The organism is Psychroserpens luteus, from assembly GCF_015319355.1.
GTDB lineage: Bacteria > Bacteroidota > Bacteroidia > Flavobacteriales > Flavobacteriaceae > Psychroserpens > Psychroserpens luteus.
Genome location: NZ_JADILU010000001.1, coordinates 17,742 through 35,202 on the forward strand (window position 1 = coordinate 17,742; position 17,461 = coordinate 35,202).

Below are 17,461 nucleotides of genomic sequence, written 5' to 3' on the forward strand. Positions count from 1 at the left end.
TATTTCAGAAGCCACAAAAAAAATATTAACTTACCCTCAAAATTGATTTTATAGCATTTGACCAACAAAAATTTTAAAACCATAGGTATTGGCGTCGCATTTTCTCCAAACCTAAAAGCTAACCTTTACGAAGCTGCACGATTATCTCTCTTTTTTGAGAGTAAATTGGTGCTCATTCATGTTGGAGAAAAGTCTGATGAAAAAGAACAACAGATCCTAGAGATCATAAAACCTTTCATACAAGACAACCTCAACTACGACCTTGTTTTTAAAACAGGTAATCCGGTTGATGTGATTTTATCAGTTTCCGAAGAAAAAAAGGTGGATCTATTAATTTTAGGAGCACTCCAAAAGGAAAATTTTGTACAATATTATTTGGGAACTATTGCTAGAAAAATTACAAGACAGGCAAATTGTTCTATTTTACTACTCATAAAACCATCTGTAGAACGCATCCCTTGTAAGCATATTGTTGTTAACGGTTTAGACAATCCTAAGACAAAACAGGCCATTACCACAGCATATTATATGTCTCATAAGTTACAATCTAAAAAAATTACGATTGTTGAAGAAATCACAAAACAAGAAGTCGCTGTTAGTGTAGATGATGATAAATCTCTTCGGAAATCTGACATCATTAAAGCTCGTCTAAAAATGCGAGAAGATTCTAGGGTACATCAAATTATTTCTGAAATCCCTGAAGACTATAAAGCTCAAATTATCACAAAAACGCAATCTATTTTTGGTAAACGAGGTTATAGTATTGGTCACTATGCTCAATTTGTTAGAGCAGATTTATTAGTGATGAATGCTCCAAGCAAAACCAGTTTTTGGGATCGTCTTTTCCCACATGATATTGAATATATTTTATCTGAACTACCAACTGATGTTTTAATCATTCAATGACACCAAAAAAGAACAACATAGCGCTCTTTTTTAAGCAACTCCCTAAAAATATATTTTCGGGATTTGTGGTAAGTTTAATTGCGCTACCATTAGGTTTAGGTCTTGCTATGGCAAGTGATGCGCCAGCAATTGCTGGAGTTATTACCGCAATCGTTGGTGGTGTAATCGTATCTATATTAGGCGGAAGTCATGTGACCATAACAGGTCCAGGAAATGGATTAGTAGGTGTTACTTTGGTAGCTATTACAGCACTTGGTTTAGAAGGTGCTTTTGCTGCCATTATTTGCTCTGGTGTATTAATCATGTTACTCGGTTTTTTACGAATGGGTAATCTCGCTGACTTTTTTCCCTCCTCTGCCATCCAAGGAATGCTTGCAGCAATCGGACTTATAATTCTAGGAAAGCAGTTTCACATTATGTTTGGTCATAAAATCACTCGAGATAATACTATTGATTACTTGGTTGAAATTCCATTTACTATAAATGATGCGTTACATTACGAAAATACAGGTCTCATTTATGCTGCTATTGCTGGACTAATAAGTTTGGCAATTATGATATTTTACCCAAAACTTAGAAATAAATATTGGCATTTAATTCCAGCTCCAATGTGGATAGTTGTTCTATCAATTGGCTTTAGTTACTATTTTGAATTAGCTCTACATCAAGACAATCCAATTGCAAAGGAGTATATGATACCTGCAATTCCTACGTTTGCTGAAATTACCACTCAATTACCAAAAATTTCATTTGCAAAAATTGGTAGTTTAGCATTTTGGGGAAGTGTATTATCACTAACATTAATCGCAAGTATTGAATCCCTTTTAAGTATTAAGGCTGTAGATAAATTAGATCCCGAAAGACGTCGTTCTAATGTAAATAGAGATTTAAAAGCGTTAGGACTAGCAACAATTGGAAGTGGTTTTGTTGGTGGATTAAATGTTGTAACTGTAATTGCAAGAAGTTCTGTAAACGTAAATAATGGAGGAAGTAATAGATCTTCAAACTTTTCTCATGCATTCTTTCTTGTCATTTTTATTGTCGTGTTTAGTTCTCAGTTAACTCGCATTCCGTTGCCTGCTCTTATGGCTATTTTAGTATATACAGGTTATAAATTAGCATCTCCAGATTTAATAAAGAAAATATTTTCCGTAGGAAAAGAACAACTCATAATCTTTTTTGTGACACTTCTTATCACTCTAAAATTTGGATTGATTCTAGGAATTACTGCTGGTGTAATCACGACTATAATAATACATTTTATCATCAATAAAAACGTCACTCTATTTTTGAGACATTGGATAAAACCAAACGTATTGATGTTTAAAGAAGATGATGACAAATCTAACTACTACGTTAGTGTTAAGCATTTTTGCACATTCGCTAATTTTTACAGATTAAAACAAAAACTCAACGCTATCTCTACAGATAATGATGTTATTGTAGATTTTTCTATGTGCGACTTTGTAGATCATACCGTTATGGAAAACCTTAACAACTATCAAAGCGCATTCACAAAAAGTGGAGGTCATTTTGATATTGTAGGATTAGATATGCACGATGCAGATTCTAAGCATCCTTTTGCATTACGAAAAATCGTTGCTGTACCTACATTATTTGGATACAACCTTACAAAAAGACAAGAAAACCTTGAAACTATTGCAAAAGATTATAATCTTATCTACAGTGCAGATAAAAATAAAAACACGGTATTTCTAGATCCGTTTTTGTTCTTTAAAACAAAACAACCAAACTATATTTATAATGAATTAGAGGACGTTAATGCGAACTTTAAGTTATTTGATATTGAGTTTTCTGAAGGTGAATTTATAGCCAAAGAGGTTGTAAGAACTTCTATGCTACATATCGATTTAAACGAAACGATTCCTGTATTCTCATTAGATAGAGAAACCATAATGGATAAAGTGTATGCGATTGCTGGATTTACAGACATCAATTTTGATGATCACCAAGATTTCTCAAAACGATTTCATTTAGTAGGTGAAAATATTGTAGACATAAAAGCGTTTTTTACTAATGAATTAATTCACTTTTTTGAGTGTAATCCATATTACCATATAGAATCAAATGGAAGTAGTTTACTTATTTTTAGCAAGCAACGTTTAGCAAGCACAAAGGAAATTAAAGCACTATTAGATTTTGGAAAACGTTTAAAAGTTGTGATTCCGAAGACCCATTAATTAGTATTAAAAGGAAAAAAGTATGGGATTATGAATGAGGCTGAAATCCAAATTATCAAATTAAGTGGTGTTCCTACTTTTAAAAAGTCTTTAAATTTATAATTTCCAGGTGCATAAACCATTGTATTTGTTGGGTAGCTCATAGGCGTCATAAACGTGAGTGAACACGCAAACATAACCGCAATAAGAAATGGTCTCTCACTAATACTCATGGCATTAGAAAGTGTGATTACGATTGGTGCCATCAATGCAGCTGTAGCTTTACTAGAAATTAAATTAGTACTAATAAAGGTTACCAAATAAATTAAGCTCAATGTAATTTGAGCATCATATTGACCTAAAGATTCTTTAATAAAATCTGCAATTAAGCTTGCTCCACCAACTTTTTCTAAAGCTGTTCCCATTGACAATACTCCTGCCATCATAAATATCACTTTCCATTCTACCGATTTATAAGCTTCAATTGGTTTTAAAATCCCTGTCAAAACCATTAGTAATGCTCCAACCATGGCACTTACTAAAATAGATGTAATATTTAATGATGCAGCTAGAATAACTCCAATACCTATTAATACTGCTGGAATAGCTTTTCTATAATTGGTTTTCTTTTTCTCGTATTCTGACAGTCTAACAATTAAACTATTGGATTCTAAGTTGTTAATTTCTTCTGCTTGACCAAGAATTAGCATCATGTCACCTTCTCTAAGCTTGATATTTGTTAATTTATCAAACTTATTTTGTCCTCGATGTCTTATTGCAATAACAGAAGAGTTGTATTGCCTTCTAAAATTAATTTCCTTTAAAGACGCTCCAGATAAGCTAGAGCCAAAAGGGATGATAACCTCATAAAGGTTAAAAGATTTAAACTTCTCTTCGGCTACTTTCATTCGGTTATTGCCCTTAACTGTATAACCATCAAAATTTAATAACTGAGATAGAGTTTCTGGAGGAACTATGATTTTTAAAATATCACCTTTTAAGATTCTTGTATCTAAACCAAAACTATGTTTTAAAACTCCATTCCTTAAAATTGAAAGCACATTTACATGAAAATCATTTACAAGTTGAGATTTTCCTAAAACTTTATTTAAATCTTTACAATCATCTTCTATAAAAAGCTCTGTAATGTAAGATTCTGCTTTTTTAGTAAAATCATCATTTTCATCTCTGTTTTTTGGTAATAAAAAAGGTGCTATTATAAAAATGTAAGCGAAACCAATCAATAAAAGACATAAAGCAGCTCCACTAAATTCAAACATTCCAAACTCCTCAACATTATATTTTTTTGCGTAACTGCTTATTAAAATATTTGTTGATGTGCCAATTAAAGTACACGTTCCTCCAAATAATGCAGCAAATGAGATTGGCATTAATAACTTACTAGGTTTAATATTTGTCTCTCTACAAACTTTTAAAGCTATTGGAAGTAATAGTGCAACTACAGCTGTATCATTTATAAACGCTGAAAAAAAGCCAGAAATACAGCAAAAAACGATAAGTGCAATTAGATAATTTGTTTTGGCTATTTTAACGATTTTGGTACTTAACCCTTCTAAAATTCCAGAGTGAAATACACCTCCACTTACAACAAATATACAGCCCAAAGTAATAGTTGCAGGATTATTAAAACCAGAAAAACCTTCTTCGGGACTTAAAACACCTGCGACGATAAACATCGCCATTATTAATATTGAAGTTGTATCAATAGAAAAGTAATCTCTCACAAAAAGAAAAACACCAAATAGAATTATAGAAAATGTAATAATCAAATCCATAACATATACAGTATTTAAAACCCATTAACCCAACTAATTTGTTTGCTCCTCAGATTTATAATAAACTTGTTTTAAACTCTTTTTTAACAATGTAAATCTATAAACTCCTATTATGAAAAATATACCACTAAAAATTAAAGATAATAATGCTAAATACTTAAAATTAGAGAATTCTTTAAGTTGAAAAAAAGCTATTCCTCCTAATAACAAGTAAAGTGATGACCTAATATACGAGAGCAAGGTGCGCTCATTTGCTAATCGAGTTCTTTCTATTGCTAAGTAATCTCTCAATATTACTTTTTGATCTGGCTCAAAATCACGACCAAATCGCAATAGTTTCATTTTTTTGACTTTGGATTTGCGTTTCATAGAAAAGGGTTTATAGTATAAAATTAAATCTTTTTAATTTTAAAAAAGATAAAGAAGCTTTAAAAATGTTAAAAATACCTCAATAATTGCCTCCAAATTCAAGCAATGTTTATTGCTTTTAGTAATTTGCATTTCAATTATTTACTCTTATGAAATTATACCCTATAAATGCTGGTAATTTTAAATTAGATGGAGGAGCAATGTTTGGCGTGGTTCCTAAATCTTTATGGACCAGAACCAATCCTGCAGACGCCAATAATATGATAGACATTGCAGCTCGCTGTTTACTCATTGAAGATGGCGACAGGTTGATTTTAATCGATACTGGAATGGGAAATAAACAGAGTGATAAGTTTTTTGGTTACTATCACCTTTGGGGAAACGACTCCATTGATAAGTCCTTAAAAACTCAAGGTTTTCATCGTGATGATATTACAGAGGTTTTCATGACCCATTTACATTTTGACCATTGTGGCGGAAGCGTGCAATGGAACAAAGACAAAACGGGTTACGAAACCGCTTTTAAAAATGCACATTTTTGGAGCAATGAAAACCATTGGGATTGGGCAACAAAACCAAATAAAAGAGAAGTAGCATCTTTTTTAAAAGAGAATATTTTACCTATGGAAGAGAGTGGTCAATTGAAATTCACCAACCTTCCGCTTCCCGATAGTCATACGGGAGATATATTAAAGAATTCTCAATTAGGATTCGATATCTTTTTTGCCAATGGTCATACCGAAAAACAAATGATCCCAATGATTAACTACAACGGAAAAACCATTTGCTTTATGGCAGATTTATTGCCAACAGTTGGTCATTTACCATTGCCTTTTGTAATGGGTTATGACACAAGGCCTCTATTAACATTAGATGAAAAAGAGCGCTTTCTAAATCTAGCTGCAGATAACAATTACTACTTATTTCTTGAGCATGATGCTCACAATGAAATTATAACCGTACAACATACCGAAAAAGGTGTACGACTCAAAGATACATTTACAACAAACGATATATTTAATTAAAAACACATTGAAACGATTTTAATAAACGCTATCGCTTTCAAAAAAACATATATAAAAGCCCATGAAAAACCTATTTAGACCATTTTTATATACCCTATTATTATCAACCGCTTTATTTGGTTGTGGCGCAACAACAGGTGTGCTTTCTACACCAATTGAAAACATTGACACCTCACCTCTTAAAGAGTCTGCACTTACTGAAAGCCAAAAAAAGGCGTGGTCACATTTAGATTTGGTTCAAGACACCATTCCAGGAATGAGTGTCAACAAAGCTTACAGTGAAATTATTAAAAACAGAAAAGGAAAAACGGTTATTGTTGCTGTTATTGATGGAGGTACAGATATAGATCATGAAGATTTAGATGGTGTGATTTGGACTAACAAAAAGGAAATTCCGAACAACGGAAAAGACGATGATAACAATGGTTACATTGATGATATTCACGGTTGGAATTTTGTTGGTGATGGCTATGATGAGCAATTAGAATATGTGAGATTATTAGCCTCTGGAGATAAAAATGCTCCTAGATATGCAGAAGCAGAAGCTTTATATAATACAGAATATCAAAAATACTTAGGCTATAAAACAAGTTACGAGCAAAACCTTCAGTATATGACTTTCGCAGATGATGAGTTGACAAAACATTTTGGAAAAGCAGATTATACCAAAGCAGAAATTCTCGCAATTAAAACTGAAGACGAAAAATTAAGTCAAGCCATACAAGTTGCTCAATTTGTATATGCTAATGATCTAGAGTCTGTACCAAATGCTAAGAAAGTGTTTAAAGAAGGCTTAGAAGAAATTAATGATAGACTTAACGTCAACCTTAATAAAAACTTACAAGGTCGTAAAACAGGTGATGATCCTAATGACTTAAATGACAAACCAGGTTATGGAAATAACAACCCAAGACCTTCTAAAAAAGCCGAAAGTCATGGTACACACGTGTCTGGAATTATAGCTGCAGAACGTAACAATAATAAAGGAATAAATGGTGTTGCTAATAATGTTCAAATTATGGCAATTCGCTCTACACCAAATGGAGATGAGTATGATAAAGATGTGGCATTAGCAATTCGTTATGCTGCAGATAATGGTGCACAAATCATCAACGCGAGTTTTGGTAAATCATTCTCACCTCACAGTGATTGGGTTCGTGATGCACTTAAATATGCTGCAGAAAAGGATGTCCTTTTTGTTCATGCAGCAGGTAATGATAGTGAAGACATTGATGTAGCTCACAATTATCCTAACGATGCAGTTGGTACTGGACCAGAAGTTTCAGATAATATGATTACTGTTGGATCGATAACTTATAAATATGGCTCAACGATGGTATCTGATTTTTCTAACTTCGGAAAAGTGAATGTTGACGTTTTTGCTCCAGGTAGTGATATTTACTCTGCCATGCCAGAAAACGAATATGAATATCAAGGCGGAACCTCTATGGCAGCTCCAAATGTTGCAGGAGTTGCAGCATTGATTCGCTCACAATATCCAAATTTAACTGCTGCTCAAGTAAAGAAAATTTTAATGGACTCAGGCTTACCTATCAAAGCAAAAGTAACTGTAGGTACAAATAAACAAGTAAAATCACTTAGTGAAATCTCAACATCTGGAAGAATCGTTAACGCCTATAATGCGTTGATTATAGCGTCACAAATGGCAAATGCCAACTAATTTACGTAGAAAAAACAATTATGATATATAAATTTAGCACACTCTTACTGTTATGCGTCACCTTTTTTTCTTCGGAAATGAATGCGCAAAACACCAAAATAGAATACAAAACAGACCATTATTGGCAACAACAAGCTGATTACAAAATGGATATTGATATGGACGTAGAAACCTATCAATTTACTGGAAAACAAAACATAGAATATACTAACAATTCACCAGATGATTTAAATCGTGTGTACTACCATTTGTTCTTTAATGCTTTTCAACCTGGTAGTGAAATGGATGCAAGATTACAAAGTATCAAAGATCCAGATGGTAGAATGGTCACCAATCTTGGTACTAAAGAAAACCCTATTTACGAAAGTCGCATTTCAAAATTAAAAGACAATGAAATCGGATTTATAAAAGTATCCTCTTTTAAACTTAATGGAAAAAAACTAAACTACGAGATTGAAGGTACTGTGATGATTGTAGATTTAGAGACTCCTATTAAAGCAGGAGAAACTGTAGATTTTGATATGAAATTTGTTGGTCAAGTACCTGAGCAAATTCGTCGTTCTGGTAGAAATAATAAAGAAGGTGTTGCGCTTTCAATGACACAATGGTACCCAAAATTAGCAGAATATGATACCGAAGGTTGGCACGCAGATCCTTACATAGGACGTGAATTTTATGGTGTTTGGGGAAATTTTGATGTGAAAATCACAATTGATAAAGACTACATTATTGGTGGTACTGGTAATTTGCAAAATGCAGACAAGATTGGTTACGGTTACATTTCCGAAGAAAAAGTAAAAAAGAAAAGAGGAAAAACAAATACCTGGCATTTTGTTGCGCCTAATGTTCATGATTTCACTTGGGCTGCAGATAAAGATTATATTCATGATACGATGCAAGTTCCTAATGGACCGATGCTTCACTTTTTATATAAAAAAGACCTACCAAAAGAGAACCTAGAAAGCTGGAAAAAAATGCAACCAAAAACGGTTGAATTGATGCAGTATTTTAGTGAGCATATTGGGAAATATCCTTACGATCAATACTCGGTAATTCAAGGTGGTGATGGCGGAATGGAATATGCCATGTCAACACTTATCACAGGAAAACGTAGTTACGGAAGCCTAGTTGGTGTCACAGCTCACGAGTTGGCACACACTTGGTTTCAGTTTTTATTAGCTACTAATGAATCAAAACACGAGTGGATGGACGAAGGTTTTACGAGTTATATTTCTGCTTTGGCCATGGGTGAGGTTATGGATTACAAAAAAGACAATCCGTTAGCTGGTTCTTATAATGGTTATATTAGATTAGCAAATTCTGGTTATGAGCAACCCTTGACCACACATGCAGATCGTTATAATATTAACCGAGCTTATGGATCTTCGGCATATAGTAAAGGTGCTGTTTTCATTTCTCAATTAGGTTATATTATTGGTGATGATAATTTGAAGGCGACTATCAAAAAGTATTACGATGATTGGGCTTTTAAGCATCCAAAACCAATGGATTTTGTAAGAACTGCAGAACGTGTTTCTGGATTAGAATTAGATTGGTACCTCATCGATTTTGGGCAAACAACCAATACTATAGATTATGCTGTGACAATGGCACAAGGTAACCTAGTAACTTTAGAGCGAATTGGTTTAATGCCAATGCCATTAGACTTGACAGTAACTTATATAGATGGTTCTACAGAGGATTTTCACATCCCTTTACGTATGATGCGTGGTGTAAAACCAACATCAGCGACTGTAAAAGAAGATTGGGCTTGGGCATATCCAATTTACACTTTAGAAGCGTCTAAAAAAGCTATAAAATCTGTGCAAATTGATCCTAAGGGATTGATGGCAGATGTAAATAAGGATAATAATGTGTATCCTGCAGCAACGAACTAATATGACATTACAATAAACTAAAAAGCCACAACAATTGTTGTGGCTTTTTTTATTTAAACAACCTAACACCAAATCCAACATTGTGTGTAGGTTGTTGTACTTGATTGAGATTTACTCTGTAACTTACAAACCATTTTCCTTTTCTGTTGTATTGTAAGCCTAAGCTTAAATTGTCAAAACGGGTTTGGTTGCCTCCAATTTCAGAAAATAAAAAAAAGGCACTTCTATAGGTTTTTGGGTGTTCTATCGTTTTGGTGACTGTGATTTCTCGTGGTACTTTGAGTTTATAGGAGATTTCACTGTTTAATAAATTACCTTCTACGAGGTTGTAACTAAAAATATCGATGTCGTCGTGGCGCAGTGTGTCTTTATAGACTTTTGCTTTAACAATTGTGGATGTTGACTCTGTTTTCTCAGGGAGCGTTTCACTTAGTGTCGATACGTCATCTCTATTCACATAGACCGTTTTGTATCTTAAGGTTTGTACTTTAAACGTATCTATTTTAGTTTGCCAAATGGTATCCCTAACGATGGTGACAGTTGGTGTTTTTGTGTCTTCGGAAATTGGCTTACTACATTGTCTCGCTAGCAAATTGAATACTACAATTGCTAGAATAATGAGTAGGAGCAATCTTTCCGCAGAAAAATATGTTGTTTTCATGGGTTTTGTGTTTATGATGTTGTTTTATTCTGAAAATAAAAGCCTCCAATCTTGATCTGTTTCGCTTCCTGAAACTAGACCAAGATCATCATTGGCTTTAGATACCATAAATGGTAATGTGTTTTGTTACTTACTCTGCATCTTTATCTTTTGATGCATTGTCGTCTGTAATAATATCTATAGTATCTTTTAAAGACGTGAGCTTAATTAAATTAGTCAAGGCTTTAAATGGATTGATACCATAAATTGCATTGTAGTTTTCTAATATAGATTTGATCTCAGTAATAGCGATAAATCCAGCAATAATCTTTAAAAATGGTACTTCATTGACAATATGCTCTTCTAAAAAAAAGGCTGCCAGAATGACCAAATTGTAGATAAAAAACTTAGAAATGGTATGACCAATTCTAGAACTACGAATGGGAACTCGATTTTTTATTGAGGCATAGGAGCCAGTAATAAAATCGACAATGATTAAAAAAACCATCGTTACCATAACTGCGTTGACAGGAGACAGGAGCGCAAGCAACCAAAACGCGAGTTTGATTACTTTTTCCATATCATTTGTTTTTTATGGGTTATTCAATTTATACTCAATACACTTAGTTTTTTGAATTTTTATCTTTTTCTTTTTCCTTTAATCTGCGTTAAATTTTAAAACATAGCCAGCTATGCTTGAAAATTTATGCCTTGCTAAAAGAAAAAATAAAGTCGCTAAATTCTACGAAAACCTAAGCCTATTGAATATGTGCTAGTTGTCTATAATCTAACACTTTTGGTTTTGGATATGCTTTGATGCATACCATGTTGCGTTGATTTCCGCCAAGGACGTACACATAGTTTTTTGTTTCTTTAATGAAAAATCCAACATGACCTTTCCAGCTTTGTGGAGATTCTCGCCAAAAGACGACTATATCACCAACTTTAGGTGTTGCGGTTGAGTTACCAATACGTAACCAGCTTCTTGCTGTGAGTTGTCCTGAATATTCATATCCAGCAGTTTTTGCAACCCAATTAGCATAAGCACTACACCAAGCGGTTTCATCTTTAAGTTTTGTACCATCAAAACCTGTTTCATTAAAGTATTTTAAAATTCTAAGGTTGTCTTTGGAGCCAACGGTTTCTTTAACGCCATACTCTGATAGCGCTTTTGATAATAGATTCATACATATGTTTGAATTAATTTTAAGTAGACCAAACTCTTAACCAAAGATTACTTTGAGTCCCAATAGTATGGGAGATTTCTTAACCAGAACAGGATTAACCTAGGTTGTATGAGTTTCCACTTAACACGAATTGTTTAATTGCTATTTTAAAAATAGCATTCTAACGGTAAACGTTGTTAGAAAAGCGAATACAAATATAATCATATTACACAATACAAACAAACATTTTACAAACAAAATATGTTAAATTTTGTAATTTGTTACTATTCGGTTTTAGTAAATGTATCTAATGTTTTGAGAAGTGTTGGATGCCTATGATCGCCATGCATTTCTTTGATAAATTGTGCTGCAGTATTTAAATCTATCCCAATTGAAGACACATGTAAAGGATTATTGCTGGTGCCTCTAAGAACCTCTATAACAGTATCTTTATTAGCGTGAAAAGTACGTTTAGCAACGCCTATTATTGGAATCTTATCATCTAAAGCTTGATATAAATAACCGCCTAAACCATAATTACCAGCATTATCAATATAGACATGACCATCTACTATAATAGCATCTATACTATTGAGATCTACTTTTGCAATTACCTGCAATAAACATGGCAATTCTCGTTTGTAGAACTCACCTGGTTGGTAAGGCTCAATATCTTTTAAAGTCTCTATAATGATATCTTGTGGCACTTCATCATCTTTGGTTAAAAATGTGACGCCTACGCTTTTTGCGTAGTTGGTTTTGTAGTGAACGTCTAGGGCTAGGTACATGAGGTTTAATTTGAAGGTGTAAAATATAAAAGCTACAATAATTAAATTGTAGCTTTTGAAAAGTTTACTTTAATAATAGAAAATGCTAACTACTCGTTTAAAGGTTCCATCCCTGTTTCTTTAGCAACTTCATTATAACTTTTTTTGTCTGGCCAATACTCTCTAGTTTTGTTTCCATCTTCGTCAAAATATCTAAAAACAACTGTAGAGTCTCCGTAATTTAAGCGCTCGTATTTAATTTTTCCGTTTTCATAATATTCAACATGCCAACCCATTGTTTGCCCATTAGCATGCTCTACTTCTAGTGCTATATTTCCATTTTCATAATAACTTGCAACAGCAAAACCAGTAAAAGGTTTGTTATTCTGCCAATATTCAGCACCTGTATAAATACCATGTCCTTTGTCCTCAAGTTTATCTTCATTAACCCTAATTACATTGGGTCTTTTTAATTCATTTGTCATAATCATCTGTTTTAAAAAATTTGTTCAATAAATCCTACATCATAAGTTAGAAAGTTACAATCAAGACAACGAACCATTACATCTCCATTCTTATTAAACCGCTTATTGTAACCGATCATTTCAGAAAACACATCTTCTGTCATCTTAATCTTTTTAGTTTTTAAAACACCTTCAATTTTATGAAGCATTTCATTGATTGATAAAATTTCCTCGCTGGCGCTCGTTTGTAACGAGTGCACTCAACAATGGTTAATTTAATTAAACACTTCTCTAAAATACAAAAGCCACAGTAATTAAACTGTGGCTTTTAGCAATTTTACCAATCTTTACCGTCACTCGTCACAGACGAGCGCTAGCAGGAGCGTTATCAAACTTATACCGTTAAATAAACTATTCTTCATTTACAACCTTTATCGATTGTAAAAACTCAGAAAACGAATTAGCGACTTTTTGAGGTGCCTCATCTGAAAAGTAAACAAATATTTGTCCATAATTTTCTTCTTGATAACCCATTGCTAAATAACCTCCTTCAATGTCTCCAATCGAAAAATATTTAGGATATAGTATTGGGTTTTTAGACTCAAAAAACTCTTTTACCTTATCGAGTTCTTTAAAGCCTCCTAATTCATATTCACTTCCGTTATACTCCAAAATATAGCTTTTGGTCCAAGAAACTCTACCTCCATTATACTTTAACATATGTGTCTTGTAGTCTTCTGGCAATATAGCTCCTAGAGCACTTTCTAAATTTTGTAAATCAGATAAGCTGATCAACTCTTTTGTTGTATTAAATTCTAACATAATTAATGTTTTTTTAATTGATTATTACTTCCCAGTGACGAAAACACAGACTAAGAAAATCATCTTAAAATTCATGAGCTTACTATTAAACTTGTATTTTTTACTTATATCTATAAAATACAAAACCTACAATGAATACATTGTAGGTTTTGATTACTTAATCTTACCGTCACTCGTCACAGACGAGCGCTAGCAGGAGCTATCGGAATATTTATAAAGCAATTTCAATAAAACTTTTATAAATAAATTAATATTCTTCTTCACTTAAACCATCCATAAATGTATTAAATGAACTAGACAAAAGTTCTGGTTCACCATCTGAAAAAATGATGTAAACTTTACCATGGTTTTTTTCATTTAAAGATATGTAGAAGTATCCACTAGTACTAAAACCGAATGGTAGAACTTTTTCAGGCAAAAAACCTTTTAAAGACTCTATTGTGTGTTCAACTGTCCGTTTACCATATTTTATAGGTCTAAAACTATCAATCGGGTGATTTTTAAAATATAAATCTTCTTCAGGAAATCCTCCATTGAATCTCAATATATGTAATTTATAAGATTCAGGTAGTTTTAAATCAAAAGTATTTTCAAAATCAAGTATGTCTTGAATTATTAATCTTGTTTCTGTGTTTTTAAATGTAGTCATTATAAGTATTTTTCTATTATATTAAATAAATTTTGAAATTGAGATGCTGAACCTAAATGTTTGTAAGTAGCCCTCGCTGGCGCTCGTTTGTAACGAGTGCACTCACAATGAGTAATTTAACTAAACGCTTATCTAAAATACAAAAGCCACAGTAATTAAACTGTAGCTTTTGGTTTTTTTAAAAATCTTTACCGTCACTCGTGACAGACGAGCGCTAGCAGGGAATTTATAAGTCTATTTATTTAAATTTGAAAATGGAGATTGTCCAGCGTCTAAATACTTTTCATAAAACTCAACTAATGTGTCTGTCAATTTTGGAAAATTTCCACCATTAAAACCTTCTTTATAACCATAAACAGGAGGATTATCTCCTTCGTCTAGATTGAAAAAAGCAAAAATATAGCCTTGTGAACAGAAAAACACAAAATCATTTTCTGTTAATTCTAAATCGGTTCTACCGTCTTCTTCTAATTGCTCTTCCAAAGCTTCTTTATTATCAAATAAATCTTCATAAAACATAGATTCTCCCACAAAACCTCCTCTCATGTTTATCGATTTTCTATCCATATCAAGACCCATTTCTTCCAAAAATTCTACATAACAAGTAGGTAGATTATTTTCTGCTAGTTTTTCAATTTGCTTTATTTGCTCTTTAGAACATCCTTTATATACTGCCTCAAATTTATTTAATTCTGATACTATTTTGTTTAAATATTTCATTATAATATTACTTTAATTTTGTTCTTACCCATACTCTTGTTACATCAATATTAGGGAAATCTTTTTGAAATTTTGTAATCCCGATCGCGCGGACTTTCAGTCCGTGCCATAGACTGAAACATCAATACAGGTATGATATCTAATTCATTGTCCAAATCTGCATAATTTCTCGCTGAACTAAACACATAGTCCTCTGGGTTAGCTACTATTTTTTCTATAACAGGATTATTGTGAATGTAGTTTATCTTCTGTTTTATAAAAGTATTAGAATATACTTTCCCTCGCTGGCGCTCGTTTGTAACGAGTGCACTCACAATGAGTAATTTAACTAAACGCTTATCTAAAATACAAAAGCCACAGTAATTAAACTGTAGCTTTTGGTTTTTTTAATAATCTTTACCGTCACTCGTGACAGACGAGCGCTAGCAAGAGATAACATTTCTAATTGATCAGTTTCAAGCATATGTAGATTGCCAGAATAACTACCAGCTAGATACAAAAACTCTTTATATGCAAGAGGGAATTTAACATCTAACTTCTCCTCAGCTTCTAAAATATGTTCTTTAGATAGCCCCTTAATTATTTCTGAACCAATTTTTTTATTTTCTTTTAATTTTTGTAAATATTGTATTTCCATAATTAAGTAGATAACTCACAGCAAATACCGTGGGTTCTTAATTGATTAATTAATTCTCTTGAAAACTTACTTCGTACTCTTCTCCTATTTGAAAGTCATTACTATCAACTTCGTTCCACTCAAATTGATGAGTTACCATTTTTGCCCTTAATTTTTCTGTAATAGAATTAATGAAGGCTTGAGCATCTTCCAAAGACCCTTTAAGCTCTATCTCACATAAATATCCTTGATTTAAATCATCATATATGTAAATACCTTTACTTTCATCCTCATATTTTATTTCTCTATGCACATCTGCAGCATATCTATCTCTAATCTTAGAGGCATCTATAAGACTTTTAAATACACTAAGAAAGTATCATGGTTAGCTTCCATTTAACCTTTATAAATAAATATTTTTTCCATTTTTATTCAATTCTTAAATCTGTTTTAAGTTCTAATTTACCTATCATACAAAAGCTACAATATTTAAATTGTCGACACTCTAAATTACAAAAGCCATAGCATCTTTACTATGGCCTTTTGTTACTTTAAATAGAAAGCTATAAATCAATATACAATATAGTTATTCCTTGTATTTAAATTTCAATTCCTTATTTTTATTTAGGTGTGTTTCGACCACCTCTTTAAAACTATTGATACGCTTTAATAAATTATCAGTAGGAAAAATTTTAGGGTTTAAATAATATATTTTTCCTTTATAATTAAGAACTTGACTTTCATATTGTTCTGGAAATTCACGTCTTAGATCCTCTTTTAGTGGATCAAAACCGTCTGACCTAATCAATTCTTCCATTTTGTCTTTCAAATTTGATTTTAAATTTGCCAACTCAACTATATTGATTTCAAAGTCTTGTTTAGATTCTGTTTTCTCTGAGATTTTGTTTTTAAGATTGCTAGAGATGTTCAATGTTTTATATTCTTCTATTAAAAATTGTTTTACTATTGGTCCATAGTTTAAACCCTTTTGTAAGACAACTTGCATGTATGTTTCTTTTGAATGTTTCATTTTATTCCGTATTGAATGTTTATTTTTATCTGATTCACCTCGCTGGCGCTCGTCTGTAACGAGTGCACACGATATAAGCAATTTAAGTAAATCCTTATAAAAACAGAAAAGCCACAGTAACTAAACTGTAGCTTTCAAAAGTTTTACTAATCTTTACAGTCACTCGTCAAAGACGAGCGCTAGCAGGAGCTGTCAGAAGCCATTTAAATTAATCTTCTTTTTTTGAATAAACACCTTTATTATCTTTCTCTATTTCAAATAAAATCATATTGAAGTTATGATAGTATAATGGTTCTCCTGTTTCATCAGATAAAAACAACAAATCAATATTATCAAAAATAGCATTTATATGAACAGTCCAAATAGATTTCTGTTTTCCTTCGAACCTACCATAACCAACAGTTTCATTTTCTTTAAATAATATTCCATCAATGCACTCTTCAGTATAAAATTGACCATCTAAATCTTTCATTACCTGTTTTGCTTTGTTTGTAATTTGTTCTTCTGTATATTTCATAATTTTACTTTTATTGTTTCTATTCCTGCTTTTTCTCTTACGCTATTAACATACCTTAAACTATGTTCTAACTCCTTCTTAGTCCAATCGCGTTTTCTTGACCAAATTTGTTCCCAAACAAAGGTTTCTTTTTTCCATATTTCTAATGTATGATAGGTTTCACCGTCACTCGTCACAGACGAGCGCTAGCAGGAGCGTTATCGAACTTATACCGT

General features: G+C 32.4%; 21 protein-coding genes. 5 read left to right on the top strand and 16 right to left on the bottom strand.

The window, feature by feature from the left end; genetic code table 11:
- Nucleotides 1-57 precede the first annotated feature (57 nt).
- Both IM744_RS00090 and IM744_RS00095 read left to right on the top strand, forming a co-directional pair.
- Complete coding sequence (locus IM744_RS00090; protein WP_194506050.1) at nucleotides 58-906, top strand: universal stress protein; 849 nt, start codon at nucleotides 58-60, stop codon at nucleotides 904-906.
- Nucleotides 903-3,107 (top strand): SulP family inorganic anion transporter, encoded by a 2,205-nt coding sequence (locus IM744_RS00095; protein ID WP_194506051.1) that lies wholly within the window; start codon nucleotides 903-905, stop codon nucleotides 3,105-3,107. Before IM744_RS00090 ends, IM744_RS00095 begins: the two co-directional genes overlap by 4 nt.
- On the opposite strand, the gene IM744_RS00100 is transcribed toward IM744_RS00095, so the two are convergent.
- Both IM744_RS00100 and IM744_RS00105 read right to left on the bottom strand, forming a co-directional pair.
- Nucleotides 3,104-4,882 carry an SLC13 family permease gene (locus IM744_RS00100; RefSeq protein ID WP_194506052.1) on the bottom strand — a complete coding sequence of 593 codons (1,779 nt, stop codon included), beginning with the start codon at nucleotides 4,880-4,882 and terminating at the stop codon, nucleotides 3,104-3,106. The two genes, IM744_RS00095 and IM744_RS00100, sit on opposite strands and share 4 nt — an antisense overlap.
- 33 nt (nucleotides 4,883-4,915) lie before the next feature.
- The gene (locus IM744_RS00105) at nucleotides 4,916-5,224 is read right to left on the bottom strand and encodes a DUF202 domain-containing protein (RefSeq protein WP_194506710.1); all 309 of its coding nucleotides are present in this window, start codon (nucleotides 5,222-5,224) and stop codon (nucleotides 4,916-4,918) included.
- A gap of 176 nt (nucleotides 5,225-5,400) precedes the next feature.
- On the opposite strand from IM744_RS00105, the gene IM744_RS00110 reads away from it, so the two are divergent.
- The 3 genes from IM744_RS00110 (at nucleotide 5,401) to IM744_RS00120 (ending at nucleotide 9,855) form a co-directional block, all read left to right on the top strand.
- Nucleotides 5,401-6,276, top strand: coding sequence for an MBL fold metallo-hydrolase (locus tag IM744_RS00110; RefSeq protein ID WP_194506053.1), 876 nt, complete (start codon nucleotides 5,401-5,403; stop codon nucleotides 6,274-6,276).
- Between the two features lie 61 nt (nucleotides 6,277-6,337).
- On the top strand, nucleotides 6,338-7,957 hold the full coding sequence (locus IM744_RS00115; RefSeq protein ID WP_194506054.1) for a S8 family peptidase: 1,620 nt from the start codon (nucleotides 6,338-6,340) through the stop codon (nucleotides 7,955-7,957).
- Between the two features lie 20 nt (nucleotides 7,958-7,977).
- Nucleotides 7,978-9,855: a M1 family metallopeptidase gene (locus IM744_RS00120; protein ID WP_194506055.1), complete on the top strand. Its 1,878-nt coding sequence runs from the start codon at nucleotides 7,978-7,980 to the stop codon at nucleotides 9,853-9,855.
- A 49-nt stretch (nucleotides 9,856-9,904) separates the two neighbouring features.
- Here the strand turns inward: IM744_RS00120 and IM744_RS00125 are convergent, their stop codons facing one another.
- From IM744_RS00125 to IM744_RS00190, 14 genes are all read right to left on the bottom strand, one after another.
- Nucleotides 9,905-10,516, bottom strand: coding sequence for a hypothetical protein (locus IM744_RS00125; RefSeq protein ID WP_194506056.1), 612 nt, complete (start codon nucleotides 10,514-10,516; stop codon nucleotides 9,905-9,907).
- A gap of 130 nt (nucleotides 10,517-10,646) precedes the next feature.
- Complete coding sequence (locus tag IM744_RS00130; protein WP_194506057.1) at nucleotides 10,647-11,075, bottom strand: phage holin family protein; 429 nt, start codon at nucleotides 11,073-11,075, stop codon at nucleotides 10,647-10,649.
- A gap of 178 nt (nucleotides 11,076-11,253) precedes the next feature.
- Nucleotides 11,254-11,682 (bottom strand): TIGR02594 family protein, encoded by a 429-nt coding sequence (locus IM744_RS00135; protein ID WP_194506058.1) that lies wholly within the window; start codon nucleotides 11,680-11,682, stop codon nucleotides 11,254-11,256.
- A gap of 263 nt (nucleotides 11,683-11,945) precedes the next feature.
- Nucleotides 11,946-12,449, bottom strand: a complete 504-nt coding sequence (locus IM744_RS00140; RefSeq protein ID WP_194506059.1) for an endonuclease V — start codon at nucleotides 12,447-12,449, stop codon at nucleotides 11,946-11,948.
- An 89-nt stretch (nucleotides 12,450-12,538) separates the two neighbouring features.
- Nucleotides 12,539-12,913 carry a toxin-antitoxin system YwqK family antitoxin gene (locus tag IM744_RS00145; protein ID WP_194506060.1) on the bottom strand — a complete coding sequence of 125 codons (375 nt, stop codon included), beginning with the start codon at nucleotides 12,911-12,913 and terminating at the stop codon, nucleotides 12,539-12,541.
- An 11-nt stretch (nucleotides 12,914-12,924) separates the two neighbouring features.
- Complete coding sequence (locus tag IM744_RS00150) at nucleotides 12,925-13,101, bottom strand: hypothetical protein (RefSeq protein WP_194506061.1); 177 nt, start codon at nucleotides 13,099-13,101, stop codon at nucleotides 12,925-12,927.
- Nucleotides 13,102-13,303: 202 nt separating this feature from the next.
- Nucleotides 13,304-13,714: an SMI1/KNR4 family protein gene (locus IM744_RS00155; RefSeq protein ID WP_194506062.1), complete on the bottom strand. Its 411-nt coding sequence runs from the start codon at nucleotides 13,712-13,714 to the stop codon at nucleotides 13,304-13,306.
- 247 nt (nucleotides 13,715-13,961) lie between these two features.
- Complete coding sequence (locus tag IM744_RS00160; protein WP_194506063.1) at nucleotides 13,962-14,363, bottom strand: SMI1/KNR4 family protein; 402 nt, start codon at nucleotides 14,361-14,363, stop codon at nucleotides 13,962-13,964.
- Nucleotides 14,364-14,597: 234 nt separating this feature from the next.
- Nucleotides 14,598-15,083 carry an SMI1/KNR4 family protein gene (locus IM744_RS00165; protein ID WP_194506064.1) on the bottom strand — a complete coding sequence of 162 codons (486 nt, stop codon included), beginning with the start codon at nucleotides 15,081-15,083 and terminating at the stop codon, nucleotides 14,598-14,600.
- Nucleotides 15,084-15,423: 340 nt separating this feature from the next.
- Nucleotides 15,424-15,720: an SMI1/KNR4 family protein gene (locus tag IM744_RS00170; RefSeq protein WP_194506065.1), complete on the bottom strand. Its 297-nt coding sequence runs from the start codon at nucleotides 15,718-15,720 to the stop codon at nucleotides 15,424-15,426.
- Between the two features lie 49 nt (nucleotides 15,721-15,769).
- Nucleotides 15,770-16,012: a hypothetical protein gene (locus IM744_RS00175; RefSeq protein ID WP_194506066.1), complete on the bottom strand. Its 243-nt coding sequence runs from the start codon at nucleotides 16,010-16,012 to the stop codon at nucleotides 15,770-15,772.
- A gap of 273 nt (nucleotides 16,013-16,285) precedes the next feature.
- Nucleotides 16,286-16,729 (bottom strand): hypothetical protein, encoded by a 444-nt coding sequence (locus IM744_RS00180; RefSeq protein WP_194506067.1) that lies wholly within the window; start codon nucleotides 16,727-16,729, stop codon nucleotides 16,286-16,288.
- Nucleotides 16,730-16,937: 208 nt separating this feature from the next.
- Nucleotides 16,938-17,246: a hypothetical protein gene (locus IM744_RS00185; protein WP_194506068.1), complete on the bottom strand. Its 309-nt coding sequence runs from the start codon at nucleotides 17,244-17,246 to the stop codon at nucleotides 16,938-16,940.
- A complete protein-coding gene (locus IM744_RS00190; protein ID WP_194506069.1) occupies nucleotides 17,243-17,422 on the bottom strand; it encodes a hypothetical protein in 180 nt (59 codons plus the stop codon). The genes IM744_RS00185 and IM744_RS00190 overlap by 4 nt, the downstream gene beginning before the upstream one ends.
- Nucleotides 17,423-17,461: the final 39 nt, after the last annotated feature.